At 71.7% G+C, this 13,751-nt stretch carries 12 protein-coding genes; 10 read left to right on the top strand and 2 right to left on the bottom strand.

Going from position 1 to position 13,751, the window contains the following annotated elements:
• Window position 1 precedes the first annotated feature (1 nt).
• The gene (locus AFB00_RS35840) at window positions 2-1,165 is read left to right on the top strand and encodes a RecX family transcriptional regulator (RefSeq protein ID WP_335726541.1); all 1,164 of its coding nucleotides are present in this window, start codon (window positions 2-4) and stop codon (window positions 1,163-1,165) included.
• An 81-nt stretch (window positions 1,166-1,246) separates the two neighbouring features.
• A complete protein-coding gene (locus AFB00_RS21365; protein WP_068798674.1) occupies window positions 1,247-1,999 on the top strand; it encodes a hypothetical protein in 753 nt (250 codons plus the stop codon).
• Window positions 2,000-2,010: 11 nt separating this feature from the next.
• Here AFB00_RS21365 and AFB00_RS21370 read toward each other — a convergent pair whose 3' ends face one another.
• Window positions 2,011-2,970, bottom strand: a complete 960-nt coding sequence (locus AFB00_RS21370; protein WP_156819669.1) for a LysR family transcriptional regulator — start codon at window positions 2,968-2,970, stop codon at window positions 2,011-2,013.
• Between the two features lie 87 nt (window positions 2,971-3,057).
• Here AFB00_RS21370 and AFB00_RS21375 point away from each other — a divergent pair, with 87 nt between their 5' ends.
• The 6 genes from AFB00_RS21375 to AFB00_RS21400 all read left to right on the top strand — a co-directional run bounded on the left by AFB00_RS21375 (window position 3,058) and on the right by AFB00_RS21400 (window position 10,273).
• Window positions 3,058-3,780, top strand: coding sequence for a succinate dehydrogenase cytochrome b subunit (locus AFB00_RS21375; RefSeq protein ID WP_068800531.1), 723 nt, complete (start codon window positions 3,058-3,060; stop codon window positions 3,778-3,780).
• A 4-nt stretch (window positions 3,781-3,784) separates the two neighbouring features.
• The gene (locus AFB00_RS21380) at window positions 3,785-5,752 is read left to right on the top strand and encodes a fumarate reductase/succinate dehydrogenase flavoprotein subunit (RefSeq protein ID WP_197519616.1); all 1,968 of its coding nucleotides are present in this window, start codon (window positions 3,785-3,787) and stop codon (window positions 5,750-5,752) included.
• 11 nt (window positions 5,753-5,763) lie between these two features.
• Window positions 5,764-6,516, top strand: coding sequence for a succinate dehydrogenase/fumarate reductase iron-sulfur subunit (locus tag AFB00_RS21385; protein ID WP_068798676.1), 753 nt, complete (start codon window positions 5,764-5,766; stop codon window positions 6,514-6,516).
• Between the two features lie 228 nt (window positions 6,517-6,744).
• Window positions 6,745-7,557 (top strand): hypothetical protein, encoded by an 813-nt coding sequence (locus AFB00_RS21390; RefSeq protein WP_068798677.1) that lies wholly within the window; start codon window positions 6,745-6,747, stop codon window positions 7,555-7,557.
• Window positions 7,558-7,562: 5 nt separating this feature from the next.
• Window positions 7,563-9,488, top strand: a complete 1,926-nt coding sequence (locus AFB00_RS21395) for a fumarate reductase/succinate dehydrogenase flavoprotein subunit (protein ID WP_068798678.1) — start codon at window positions 7,563-7,565, stop codon at window positions 9,486-9,488.
• Window positions 9,485-10,273 (top strand): succinate dehydrogenase/fumarate reductase iron-sulfur subunit, encoded by a 789-nt coding sequence (locus AFB00_RS21400; RefSeq protein WP_068798679.1) that lies wholly within the window; start codon window positions 9,485-9,487, stop codon window positions 10,271-10,273. The genes AFB00_RS21395 and AFB00_RS21400 overlap by 4 nt, the downstream gene beginning before the upstream one ends.
• A gap of 114 nt (window positions 10,274-10,387) precedes the next feature.
• On the opposite strand, the gene AFB00_RS21405 is transcribed toward AFB00_RS21400, so the two are convergent.
• Window positions 10,388-10,675 carry a PspA/IM30 family protein gene (locus AFB00_RS21405; protein WP_083275727.1) on the bottom strand — a complete coding sequence of 96 codons (288 nt, stop codon included), beginning with the start codon at window positions 10,673-10,675 and terminating at the stop codon, window positions 10,388-10,390.
• A 58-nt stretch (window positions 10,676-10,733) separates the two neighbouring features.
• Here AFB00_RS21405 and AFB00_RS21410 point away from each other — a divergent pair, with 58 nt between their 5' ends.
• Window positions 10,734-11,450, top strand: a complete 717-nt coding sequence (locus AFB00_RS21410) for an alpha/beta fold hydrolase (RefSeq protein WP_231974012.1) — start codon at window positions 10,734-10,736, stop codon at window positions 11,448-11,450.
• 98 nt (window positions 11,451-11,548) lie between these two features.
• Window positions 11,549-13,552, top strand: a complete 2,004-nt coding sequence (locus tag AFB00_RS21415) for a S9 family peptidase (RefSeq protein WP_231974013.1) — start codon at window positions 11,549-11,551, stop codon at window positions 13,550-13,552.
• Window positions 13,553-13,751: the final 199 nt, after the last annotated feature.

A 13,751-nucleotide genomic window follows, 5' to 3' on the forward strand; every position in this document is an offset into this window, starting at 1 on the left:
CGTGCCGACGGACGGGTCCGGCGAGCCGGCGTCGGCCGTCTCGCTGGACGAACTCTTCGGCGCGGCCCGGGAGCCGGGCGAGCATCGGGAGACCGGTGCCGGCCGGGCCGGGGCCGATGCCGGGCCGGCTGCGGCCGGCTCCGGTGCGGAAGCCGGGTCCGTGACCGGGTCCGGCACCGCCGGGTACGTCGCGACCGGGTCCGGCGCGACCGGGCTCGGCACCGGCGAGGACCGGACCGGCGGGGGCGGTGACCCGACCGCCGGCCCGCGGGTGCTGGGCATCGACGAGTTCCTGGCCGAGCCCGCCGGGCGACCGGACGACGGCGTGCGCGGGCTCACGGTCGACGAGCTGGGTTCCGGCGCCCCCGTGCCCGACGGGGACGGCCCCCGGGCGGTGTCGTTCGACGGTCCGCCCGCGCGCGCCACCCGTCCGCGCGGTGGCGCCCGGCGCACCCGGCGGTCCGGCGGCGACAGTGCCGGGACCGTCGGCTCCGCGAGCCCCGGGCCGGATGCCGCCGGGCCCGGTGTCGCCGAGCCCGATGTCGCCGAGCCCGCACGTCGCGGGTCCGCGCGCGGTGGGTCGACGCGGGCGGGTGCCGGGCGTGGTGGCGGTCGCCGTGGTCGGGCCGTGCCCGCCGACGAGACCCCCGCCGAGCAGGAGGCCCGGGCCAAGGAGACCTGCCTGCGCCTGCTCACCGACCGGGCCCGCACCGTGAAGGAGCTCCGCGACGCGCTGTTGCGCAAGGAGATCCCCGAGGACGTGGCCGACCGTGTCCTCGGCCGGTTCGACGAGGTCGGCCTGCTCGACGACCAGGCCTTCGCCGAGCAGTGGGTGCGCTCCCGGCACCGCCACCGCGGACTCGGCAAGCGGGCCATCGCCCAGGAGCTGCAGCGCAAGGGCGTCGCCAGGGAGACCGCCGACGAGGCGCTGGCCGAGGTCGACGACGACTCCGAGCGTGAGCGCGCCCGCGAACTCGTCACGCGGCGCCTGCGCTCGTTGCCGATCGGGTCGCGCGAGGAGCGCCAGTCCTCGGCCCGCAAGCTCGTCGGGATGCTCGCCCGCAAGGGATACGGCCCCGGCGTCGCCTACGGCGTCGTGAAGGAGGAGATCGCCGCCGCCGGTGCCGACGCCGACGAGATGGGCGAGCCCCCACCGGACGAGTGAACCGCGGCCCGCGGCCCGCGGCGCGCGTGTCACCGGCGGCGATCGGCTCCGCTCCGGTGCGGGACGCGAGAGGATGGATGCGTGCTCCCCTGGATCCCGGTCGTCGTCGCCGTCGTGTCGGCGGTCGTGGCGCTCGTGTCGGCCCTGCTCGTCGAGCGCGGGCGGCGGCGGGCGGGGCGGGAGCTGGAGGAGCTGAAGGAACGGTTCGCCCGGCAGCAGGCCGAGCGCGACCGGCGCGACCGCATCGCCGACCTGGTGGCGGCGTACCGCAACCCGTTGCTGCGGGCCGCGTACGACCTGCAGAGCCGGATCTACAACATCCACGGCGGGTTCCGGGGCTCCCGCGATCCCGAGTACTTCACGGTCTCCACCGTCTACGTCATCGCCGAGTTCCTCGGCTGGCTGGAGATCATCCGCCGGGAGACCCAGTTCCTCGATCTCGGCGAGGCGGCGGCCAGCGGCCGGTTGAAGGCGCAGCTCGACCTGATCCAGGGCACGCTCGCCTCGACCTCCCGCCGCCGGGCGGGGCAGCTCTACCTCTACCGGGGCGAGCAGCGCGCGATCGGCGAGCTGATGATCGTCACCCTGGACGACCCGATGCACACCGGCGTCCGCTCCACCTGCCTCGGCCTCGCCGAGTTCGCCGAACGCATCGCCGAGCTGCGCTACACGCGCTGGCTGAGGCGCCTGCAGGACCGGGTCGCCGATCTGCAGCCGGCGGACCTGGACCGGCTGACCGTGATGCAGCACGACCTCATCGACCTGATCGACATGCTCGACCCGGACCGGGTCCGGTTCGCCACCAACCGGGAGAAGCTGCCCCGGTCGGGCTGAGCCGGTCCGGCTCAGCCGAGCAGTTCCCGCCCGCTGCGGTGCCGGTGCAGCACCTGCACGTCGCTCGCCCCCTCGCGCAGCGACGCCGAGGTGTCGGACATGTGCTCCAGCAGGGTGTCGGCGAACGCGATGACCGCGGGCGCCGGGGCGACGTCCGCCCGCCGGGCCAGCGCCACGGTGCGGTGCAGGGCGGGGGTGAGCACCGTGCGCCGCAGCCGCGGGCGGCCGCTGAACACCAGGTCCGGGACCACCGCGACGCCGGTGCCCGCCTCGACCATCCGCAGCACCGCGTCCATCTGGCCGCCCTCGACCGCGATCCGCGGGGTCACGCCGGCGACCGCGTAGGCCCGCAGCGTCACCTCGCGCAGGTCGTAGCCCTTGCGCACCATGACCAGGTCGTGCTTCGCCAGCTCGGGCACCGAGATGGAGCCCCGCGGCGACAGCGGTCGGCGGGCCCGTGGGGAGGCGACCGAGAGCCGTTCCCGCAGCAACGGGGCGGAGTGCAGGGCCGGGTCGACACCGTCCGGCGGCACGATGACCAGTGCGATGTCGAGCTCGTTGCGGACCAGTGCGGTCACCAGTGGCTGGGAGCCGTCCTCGGCGAGCTCCACGGCGATCTCCGGGTGCCGGGCGTGGAAGACCCGCAGCACGTCGGACAGCACGCCGATGCACAGCGACGGGGTGGCCCCGACCCGGACCCGGCCGCTGCGCAGACCGACCATCTCGGCCACGGTGGTGCGGACCATGTCGGCGTCGGCGAGCATCCGCCGGGCCAGCGGGAGCACGGTCTCACCGGCCGGGGTCAGCGTCACCGCCGAGCCGCGGTTGATCAACGGGGCCCCGAGCTCGTCCTCCAGCGAGCGCAACGAGCGGCTGAGCGTGGGCTGGGCAACACCCACCTGGTCGGCCGCCCGAGTGAAGCTGCGCACGTCGGCCACCGCCACGAAGTACATGAGCTGCTGAAGTGTCACCGGCATAGCTTACGGCTATGACAGATGACCGTCCGATGCATTGGACTGCCCCGCCCGTTGGTATGTCCACTGGACGACGTGGTCACGATGTCCGAGAAGTCCCGGGACGGCGGTGCGGCCAAGGCCGCCGCCAAGCCCCGGCGTCCGCGCACACCGAGCGCGTTCCTGAAGCTCGTGATGGCGGTGAGCGGCGTCTTCCTCCTGCTCTACGTCGTCCTGCACATGATCGGGAACCTGAAGATCTTCTTCGGGCCGGAGTCGATCGATCACTACGCGGCCTGGCTGCGCACGATCCTCGAACCCGCACTGCCCTACGGCGGCATGCTGTGGATCGTCCGCGTGGTCCTGCTCGTGTCGGTGATCGCGCACATCTGGTCGGCGACCGTGCTGGCGCTGCGCGCGAAGCGCGCCCGCCCGATCAAGTACGCGGGTGGTTCCTACAAGGTCAAGGGCAGCTACGCGGCGCGCACCATGCGCTGGGGCGGCGTCATCATCGTGCTGTTCGTGATCTACCACCTGCTCGACCTCACCGCGGGCACGCTCAACCCGAACGGCGTGCACCTGGAGGCGTACAACAACCTCGCGGCCGACTTCACCCTCGACCGCTGGTACGTGACCCTGTTCTACCTGCTGTCCGTGGTCGCGCTGGGCTTCCACGTCCAGCACGGCATCTTCTCCGGCATCCAGACCCTCGGGTGGTCGTCGAACAGCCGCGAGCGCACCATCAAGACGGTGGCCACGGTGTTCGCCGTCGTGCTCACCCTGGGGTTCGTCTCGGTGCCCCTCGCCGTCACGTTCGGAGTGGTCTGATCCCATGACTGACGCCAACACCCACCACGTGTCCTACAGCGACTACGCGACCGGCGAGCCGGTCGTCGACAAGGCCGTGCCGTCGGGGCCGATCGAGACCCGCTGGGAGCGCCGCCGGTTCGGCGTGAAGCTGGTCAACCCGGCGAACAAGCGCTCGAAGAAGATCATCGTCGTCGGGTCCGGGCTGGCCGGTGGCGCCGCCGCGGCGACGCTCGGCGAGGCCGGGTACCAGGTCAAGAACTTCTGCTACCAGGACAGCCCGCGGCGCGCGCACTCCATCGCCGCGCAGGGCGGCATCAACGGCGCGAAGAACTACCGCAACGACGGCGACAGCGTCTACCGGCTGTTCTACGACACGGTGAAGGGTGGCGACTTCCGCGCCCGGGAGTCGAACGTCCACCGGCTCGCCGAGATCAGCCGTCAGATCATCGACCAGTGCGTCGCGCAGGGTGTCCCGTTCGCCCGCGACTACGGCGGCCTGCTCGACACCCGCTCGTTCGGTGGTGTGCAGGTCTCCCGGACGTTCTACGCCCGCGGCCAGACCGGCCAGCAGCTGCTGCTCGGCGCCTACCAGGCCCTGGAGCGCCAGGTGCAGGCCGGCACGGTCGAGATGTTCACCCGGCACGAGATGCTCGAGCTGATCATGGTCGAGGGACGGGCCCGCGGCATCGTCGCCCGGGACATGGTGTCCGGCGAGATCGAGGTGCACACCGCGGACGCGGTCGTGCTCTGCACCGGTGGCTACGGCAACGTCTTCTACCTCTCGACGAACGCCAAGGGCTGCAACGTCACCGCGTCCTGGCGGGCGCACCGCAAGGGCGCGCTGTTCGCGAACCCGTGCTTCACCCAGATCCACCCGACCTGCATCCCGGTCTCGGGTGACCACCAGTCGAAGCTGACCCTGATGTCGGAGTCGCTGCGCAACGACGGCCGGGTGTGGGTCCCGAAGAAGCTCGGCGACGACCGCGGCCCGAACGAGATCCCGCACGACGACCGGGACTACTTCCTGGAGCGCAAGTACCCGGCGTTCGGCAACCTGGTGCCCCGCGACATCGCGTCCCGGGCCGCCAAGGAGGTCTGCGACGAGAAGCGCGGCGTCGGCCCCGGCGGGCTCGGCGTCTACCTGGACTTCGACGACGCCATCCAGCGGCTCGGGCGCAAGGCCGTCGAGGCCAAGTACGGCAACCTCTTCGAGATGTACGAGCGGATCACGGGCGAGAACCCGTACGAGGTCCCGATGCGGATCTACCCCGCCGTGCACTACACGATGGGTGGCCTGTGGGTCGACTACGACCTGCAGTCGACCGTCCCCGGCCTCTACATCGGTGGCGAGGCGAACTTCTCCGACCACGGCGCGAACCGGCTCGGCGCCTCGGCGCTGATGCAGGGCCTGGCCGACGGCTACTTCGTGCTCCCGGTCACGATCGGCGACTACATCGCCACGAACAACCTCGACGACGTCCCGCACGACGCTCCCGAGGTCGTCGAGGCGGTGACGGCCGTGACCGACCGGATCGACCAGTTCCTGTCGATCAACGGCACCCGCACGGTGGACTCGTTCCACCGCGAGCTGGGCCAGATCATGTGGGACTACTGCGGCATGGAGCGGACCGAGGAGGGCCTGCGCAAGGCGCTGGACCGGATCCCCGAGCTGCGCCGCGAGTTCTGGAACAACGTCAAGGTGCCGGGTACCGGTACGGAGCTGAACCAGAGCCTGGAGAAGGCCGGCCGGGTGGCCGACTTCCTCGAGCTCGGCGAGCTCATGTGCCTGGACGCGCTGGTGCGCCGTGAGTCCTGCGGCGGCCACTTCCGCGGGGAGAGCCAGACCGCGGACGGCGAGGCGCAGCGCGACGACGAGAACTTCTCCTTCACCTCGGCCTGGGAGTACACCGGCCGCGGGCAGGCTCCCGTCCTGCACAAGGAGGACCTCGTCTTCGAGTACGTGCACCCGACCCAGCGCAGCTACAAGTAAGGCGAGCAGACGTGAAACTGACTCTGAAGGTGTGGCGCCAGCGCGACGCGGTCGACAAGGGCCACCTCGCGACCTACCAGGTCGAGGCGGACGAGGACATGTCGTTCCTCGAGATGCTCGACGTGCTCAACGAGCGGCTGATCCTCTCCGGTGACGAGCCGGTCGCGTTCGACCACGACTGCCGTGAGGGCATCTGCGGTGCCTGCAGCATGGTCATCGACGGCCAGCCGCACGGCCCGCAGCGGGCGACGACGACCTGCCAGCTGCACATGCGGCACTACTCCGACGGCGACACCATCGTCATCGAGCCGTTCCGCTCCGGTTCGTTCCCGGTGATCAAGGACCTGGTCGTCGACCGCGGTGCGTTCGACAAGATCATCCAGTCCGGCGGGTACGTCTCGGCGAACACCGGCTCGGCCCCGGAGGCCAACGCCAACGCGGTGCCGAAGGCCCAGGCCGACCGCGCGTTCGCGGCGGCGAACTGCATCGGCTGCGGTGCCTGCGTCGCGGCCTGCCCGAACGGCTCGGCGTCGCTGTTCCTGGGTGCGAAGCTGACCCACCTTGGCGAGCTGCCGCAGGGCCAGCCGGAGCGCTGGGAGCGCGTGGTGAACATGGTGCAGACCCACGAGGACGCCGGCTTCGGCGGCTGCACCAACACCGGCGCCTGCGCCACCGCCTGCCCGAAGGAGATCCCGCTCGACGTGATCTCCCAGCTGAACCGCGACTACCTCGCGGCGACGGTGGGCGGCAAGAAGAAGAGCTGACCCCGGTCCCGACGGCGGCCCGGTCACCCACGTGGTGGCCGGGCCGCCGTCGTTCGTTGTGACCCGTGTCTCGATCCGGCGGGCGATCGGAGGCCGACGTGGATCACATGTGACGTGCGCCGTAGTGTCTGGCGAACCACGTAGTCACGTGATTACAGACAGGACACGGCGCCGTGTCCGGGCGCGGTCCTGGGTCGAGGTGCCGGTGAGACGACAGGAGCCCCGCGCGTGTCATCCACCACTGACACCGGCGCCACGACCGGCTCGGGCCGGGCCACGATCGCCGCTCGCACCCTGCGCACCGACAGATGGTGGCTTCCACCGCTGGCGACGTTCGTCGCGTTCGTCGCCTGGGTCGCCTACGCGACGGTGCGCGCGTTCATGCAGGACTACTACTACGTGCCGGAGTACGGCTACCTGACGCCGTTCTACTCGCCGTGCGTGTCGACCGGGTGTGTGCCCGAGGCGTCGCACTTCGGTCAGTTCCTCCCGGACGTCTGGTGGCTGCCCTACGCCGCGGTGTCGCTGCCGTTCCTGCTGCTGTTCCGGCTGACCTGCTACTACTACCGCAAGGCGTACTACCGGGCGTTCTGGCTCTCGCCCCCGGCCTGCGGGGTCGCCGAGCCGCACCGGCGCTACACCGGTGAGACGCGCTTCCCGCTGGTCCTGCAGAACGCGCACCGCTACTTCTTCTACATCGCGGGCCTGATCACGCTGATCAACGCCTACGACGCGGTGATCTCCTTCGCCAAGCCCGGCGGTGGCTTCGGGCTGGGGCTGGGCAACATCATCCTGGTCGCGAACGTCGTGCTGCTGTTCGGCTACACGCTGTCCTGCCACTCGTGCCGCAGTGCCGTCGGTGGCCGGCTCAACCACTTCTCGAAGCACCCGGTCCGCTACAAGCTGTGGACCCAGGTCTCGAAGCTGAACACCCGGCACAACCAGTTCGCCTGGGCGACCCTGGTGAGCCTGGCCGTCACCGACTTCTACGTCATGGCCGTCTCCGCCGGCTGGATCTCCGACCTGCGGATCGTGGGGTGAGTGCAATGACCGACAACACCGGGACGCGCGAGCAGATCGAGCGGCACGACTACGACGTCGTGGTCATCGGGGCCGGGGGTGCGGGCCTGCGGGCGGCGATCGAGGCCCGCATGCAGGGCAAGCGCACCGCGATCATCTCAAAGTCGCTGTTCGGCAAGGCGCACACCGTCATGGCCGAGGGCGGATGCGCGGCGTCGATGGGCAACGCGAACCCGAACGACAACTGGCAGGTCCACTTCCGCGACACCATGCGGGGCGGGAAGTTCCTCAACAACTGGCGGATGGCCGAGCTGCACGCCACGGAGGCCCCGGACCGGGTCTGGGAGCTGGAGACCTACGGCGCGCTGTTCGACCGCACGCCCGAGGGGAAGATCAGCCAGCGGAACTTCGGCGGGCACACCTACCCGCGGCTGGCGCACGTCGGTGACCGGACCGGCCTGGAGCTGATCCGCACGCTGCAGCAGAAGGTGGTGTCGCTGCAGCAGGAGGACTTCGCCGAGACCGGTGACTACGAGTCCCGGATCCGGGTGTTCCACGAGTGCACGATCACCGAGCTGTTCACCACCGACGGCGCCATCTCCGGCTGCTTCGGCTACTTCCGCGGTGACGGCGGTTTCGTCCGGTTCGACGCCCCGGCGATCGTCCTGGCGACCGGTGGGGTCGGCAAGAGCTACTCGGTCACGTCGAACTCCTGGGAGTACACCGGCGACGGCCACGCGCTGGCCCTGCGCGCCGGCGCGACGTTGATCAACATGGAGTTCCTGCAGTTCCACCCCACCGGGATGGTCTGGCCGCCGTCGGTGAAGGGGATCCTGGTCACCGAGTCGGTCCGCGGGGACGGCGGGGTGCTGCGCAACTCCGACGGCGAGCGGTTCATGTTCGACTACATCCCGGAGGTCTTCCGGGAGCAGTACGCCACCTCCGAGGAGGAGGGCGACCGCTGGTACACCGACCCGGACAACAACCGGCGCCCGCCGGAGCTGCTGCCCCGTGACGAGGTGGCCAGGGCGATCAACTCCGAGGTCAAGGCCGGTCGCGGCACCCCGCACGGCGGGGTCTACCTGGACGTCTCGACCCGGCTCAAGGCCGAGGAGATCCTCAAGCGGCTCCCGTCGATGCACCACCAGTTCAAGGAGCTGGCCGACGTCGACATCACCAAGGAGCCGATGGAGGTCGGCCCGACCTGTCACTACGTGATGGGCGGGGTCGAGGTCGACCCGGACTCGGCGATGTCGCGGGTGCCGGGCCTGTTCGCCGCGGGCGAGGTCGCGGGCGGCATGCACGGCTCGAACCGCCTCGGCGGGAACTCGTTGTCGGACCTGCTGGTGTTCGGCCGCCGGGCCGGCCTGCACGCGGCGCAGCACTCCGCCCGGGGGCGCCCGGCCGTCGTCGAGACCGACGTCGCCGCCGCGCTGGACCGCGCGCTGCTGCCGTTCTCGACCTCTGCGGAGGGGGGTGAGAACCCGTTCGTCGTCCAGCAGGAGCTGCAGAAGACGATGCACGAGCTCGTCGGCATCATCCGCAAGGAGGACGAGATGGAGATGGCCCTCAAGAAGCTGGAGGACATCGCCACCCGTACGCGGACGGTCTCGGTCGAGGGGCACCGGCGGTTCAACCCCGGCTGGCACCTGGCGCTGGACCTGCGGAACATGCTGCTGGTCTCGCTGTGCGTCGGGAAGGCCGCGCTGGAGCGCCAGGAGTCGCGCGGCGGGCACACCCGCGACGACTTCCCGGTCATGGACTCCGACTGGCGCCACCTCCTGCTGGTGTGCACCGCGCTGGGTGAGGACGGCATCGAGCTGACCCGCCAGGAGCAGCTCGCGATGCGTCCGGACCTGTTCGACCTCTTCGAACTCGACGAACTCAAGAAGTACTACACGGGCGACGAGCTGGGCGGGCACCGCTCGGACTCCGCGGAGGGCACCCGATGACGAGCACCGAGAACAGCACCGAGAAGGGCACCCACCTGCACCACTTCCGGGTGTGGCGCGGTGACGACACGGCGGGCGAGCTCGTCGACTACCCGGTCGAGGTGAACGAGGGCGAGGTCGTCCTCGACATCATCCACCGGCTGCAGGCGACCGAGGCGAACGATCTCGCCGTCCGCTGGAACTGCAAGGCCGGCAAGTGCGGGTCCTGTTCCGCGGAGATCAACGGCAGGCCGCGGCTGATGTGCATGACCCGGATGAACACCTTCGACGACGACGAGGTCGTCACGGTGACGCCGCTGCGGTCGTTCCCGGTGGTCCGCGACCTGGTGACCGACGTGTCGTTCAACTACGAGAAGGCCCGCGAGATCCCGTCGTTCGCGCCGCCGGAGGGCGTCGCGCCGGGGGAGTACCGGATGCAGCAGGTCGACGTCGAGCGGAGCCAGGAGTTCCGCAAGTGCATCGAGTGCTACCTGTGCCAGAACACCTGCCACGTGGTCCGTGACCACGAGGAGAACAAGCAGGCGTTCGCCGGGCCGCGCTACCTGATGCGTACCGCCGAGCTGGACATGCACCCGCTCGACGCGCACGGCAACCGTGCCGTGGACGCCCAGGAGGAGCACGGCCTCGGTTTCTGCAACATCACCAAGTGCTGCACCGAGGTCTGCCCGGAGCACATCAAGATCACCGACAACGCGCTGATCCCGATGAAGGAGCGTGCGGTGGACCGGAAGTACGACCCGCTGGTCTGGCTGGGCGACAAGATCTTCCGGCGCTCGGGGTCGTGACCGTGCAGCTGTGACCGCCCGCCCGGGGTCGCCGCCCGCTGTGGCGCCCCGGGCGAGAGCGGCCGGAGCTGCGGACCGGGTTACCTCCCGGTGGGGAGCGAGGACCCGGGGCGGTCAGCGCCCCATCGAACGGCGGATCTCCGCCAGCCGGTCGGCCCCCTTGCGCTCCCGCTCGGCGAAGGCGTCCTCGGCGTCGCGGGCGCGGGTGTCGCCACCGGCGAGTTCCTCGAGGGCGTTCGCCGTCGCCGCGCGGCTCTCGATCCGGTCGCGGACGTGGTCGAAGGTCGGGACCCCGTCGTCGGTGTAGCCGGTCGGGTGGACCTGCTCCGCGTCGGTGGCCGGCAGGCCGGGGGCCGCGCCGGGTTCGGGGACCGCGGGCGGGTTCGGGGTGGGCTCGCTCATCGGTACTCCTGACGGACGGGGCACCGAGCCTACCGGCGTCGCGCCCGGACCGGCACCGATGAGAATCGCCGTCGCCGGCGGTCGGAAGAACGTGACGACGTTCGCGCTGGTCCCCGGAGCAGGGACCGACACCTGGTACTGGGGCCCGCTGATCTGGGAGCTGACCGGCCGCGGCCATCGTGCGGTCGCCGTCGACCTGCCCTGCGACGACGACACCGCCCGGCTGGAGGACTACGCCGAGGCCGTGGTCCGGGCCGTGACGTCCGGCGGGGCGGAGGAACCGGACGACCTCGTCGTCGTCGCGCACTCGTTCGGCGGGTTCAGCGCGCCGCTGGTGTGCGACCGGCTCCCGGTCCGGGAACTCGTGCTCGTGACCGCGATGGTCCCGGTGGCGGGGGAGTCCGCGGCGCAGTGGGGCGAGGCCACCGGGGCCGCCGCCGCGCTCGCCGAGCAGGACGCGCGCGACGGCCGGGACCCCGACGACGTCGTCGCCCTGTTCTTCCACGACGTGCCGGACGCGGTCGCCGCCGAGGCGCTGCGCCACGAGCGCGAGCAGTCCACGACGCCCTGGGAGCAGCCGTGGCCGCGGGACGCCTGGCCGGACGTCCCGACCCGCTACCTGCTGTGCCGCGACGACAAGCTGTTCCCGTCGGCGTTCGTGCGCACGATGCTGGCCGGGCGGCTGCGCGGGGTGGTGCCCGAGGCGATCCCCGGTGCGCACCACCCGATGCTCTCCCACCCCGCGCAGCTGGCCGGGACGCTGCTGGCGCGTTGACGCCCCGGCGCCGGTGCCGGCCGGGCCGACGGCCGGGCGTCCGGGATCACGTGCGCCGGGCGGGGCGGGCCACCGGAGCGGTGACTAGCGTGGGGGCCGTGACGCTCTCGGGGTACGGGTCCTGGCCGACACCGGTCACGTCGGAGCTGGTGGTGACCGCGGCGGTCCGGCTCGGTGACGTCCGGCCGGACGGGGCCCCCGGCGCCGAGGGCACCGGTGTGATCTGGGCCGAGGGGCGCGCCACCGAGGGCGGGCGAACCCAGCTGGTCCGCCGCACCGACGACGGTTCCCGCACCGACCTGCTGCCCGACGGCGCGAACGCCCGCACCGCCGTGCACGAGTACGGCGGCGGGTCCTGGTGGCTGCACCCGGGGAGCCCGGGTGTCGTCTGGTACGCCGAGTGGGCCGACCAGCGGCTGTACCGCTCGGAGCCCGGCGGCGCCCCGGTGGCGCTGACCCCGGAGCCGTCGGTGCCGCGCGGGGACCGCTACGCCGACGGCGACGTCGCCCCGGACGGCTCCTGGCTGGTCGCGGTCCGCGAGCACCACCCGGCGGCCGGCTGCCCGGCGACCGACGTCGTCAACGAGGTGGTCCGGCTCGACGCCAGGACCCCGTCGGAGCCCGAGGTCGTCGTGACCGGGACGGACTTCGTCGCCGCGCCCCGGATCTCCCCGGACGGCGCGGCGCTGGCCTGGCTGTCCTGGAACCACCCGTCGATGCCGTGGGACGACGTCGAGCTGACCGTTCGCGACCTCTCCTCCGGGGTCGACACGGTCGTCGCGGGCGGTCCGGACGAGTCGGTCACCGAGCCGCAGTGGCAGCCCGACGGGGCGCTCACCTTCCTCTCCGACCGCACCGGGTGGTGGAACCTCTACCGCTGGATGCCGGGGGAGGACATCGAGTCGTTGATCCGGATGGACGCCGAGATCGGCGTACCGGGATGGACGCTGGGGGGCTCCCGCTACGCCGTCCTCGACGACGGCCGGGTCGTCGCGGCCCGGTCCTCGCACGGTTTCGACGCGCTCGTCGTCCGCGAGCTCGACGGGTCGGTCACCGTCCTGGACACGCCGTTCTCGGTGATCCGGTCGGTTCGCGGGGACGGGCCGAACTCCGTCGTCTGCGTCGCCGGGAGCCCCACCGCCGAGCCGGGCGTGCACCGCGTCGTCCCCGCACCGGCCACCGCGGGCGAACCGGGCGCCGCCGGGGTGCAGACGCTGCGCCCGCCGCGCAACCTCGGCCTGCACCCGGAGACGATCTCGGTGCCGGAGCCGATCCAGTTCCTGTCCGGCGATCTCGCGGGCAACCCGCGGACCGGGTACGCCCTCTACTACCCGCCGCTGGGCATGGGCGAGGCCGCGGACGGCGAGCTGCCGCCGCTGCTGGTCGTCATCCACGGCGGGCCGACCGGTGCGGCCGTGCCGGTGCTCGACGTCGGCGTGCAGTACTGGACGAGCCGCGGCTTCGGCGTCGTCGACGTCGACTACGCGGGCTCGACCGGTTACGGGCGCGCGTACCGCGAACAGCTCGCCGGTGCCTGGGGTGTCGTCGACGTCGCGGACTGCATCGCCGCCGCCCGCACCCTCGCCGAGTCCGGCCGGGTCGACCCGGCCCGGATGGCGATCCGCGGCGGCTCGGCGGGCGGGTTCACCACACTGGCGGCCCTCGCCCGCGCCGACACCCCGTTCTCGGCCGGTGCCGACCACTTCGGCGTCGCCGATCTCGCGGCGCTCGCCGCCGAGACGCACAAGTTCGAGTCCCGCTACCTCGACGGCCTCGTGGGCCCGTGGCCCGCGGCCCGCGACACCTACACCGAGCGGTCGCCGCTGACCCACGTCGAGCAGTTCTCGACGCCGCTGATCGTGCTGCAGGGCGACGAGGACGCGGTCGTCCCGCCGAACCAGTCCGAGATGATCGTGGAGGCGTTGCGGGCCCGCGGCGTGCCGGTCGCCTACCTGCTGTTCGCGGGGGAGCAGCACGGGTTCCGCCAGGCCGTGAACATCAGGCGGGCCCTGGACGCCGAGCTGGCGTTCTACGCCCGGGTCTTCGGTTTCGCGCTGCCGGAGGGCGAGGGCATCGAGCCGGTGCCGATCGAGAACCTCTGACGCGGGGCACCTCGACCGGTGATGCCACGCGCAGTATGTGGCTGGGTCTCCGGCCGCGGTGTTGCGGGAAACCGCGACCGACGCGAGCGTTTGCACATGCGAATTTTTGACGTTACCGACGCCCGACTGTGATAGTGATGACTCGGAACTATCGCAAGCGTCCGCATGACAGGCTGCTGCAAAGGGGATCGCCCTGATG

Source organism: Pseudonocardia sp. HH130630-07, from assembly GCF_001698125.1.
GTDB lineage: Bacteria > Actinomycetota > Actinomycetes > Mycobacteriales > Pseudonocardiaceae > Pseudonocardia.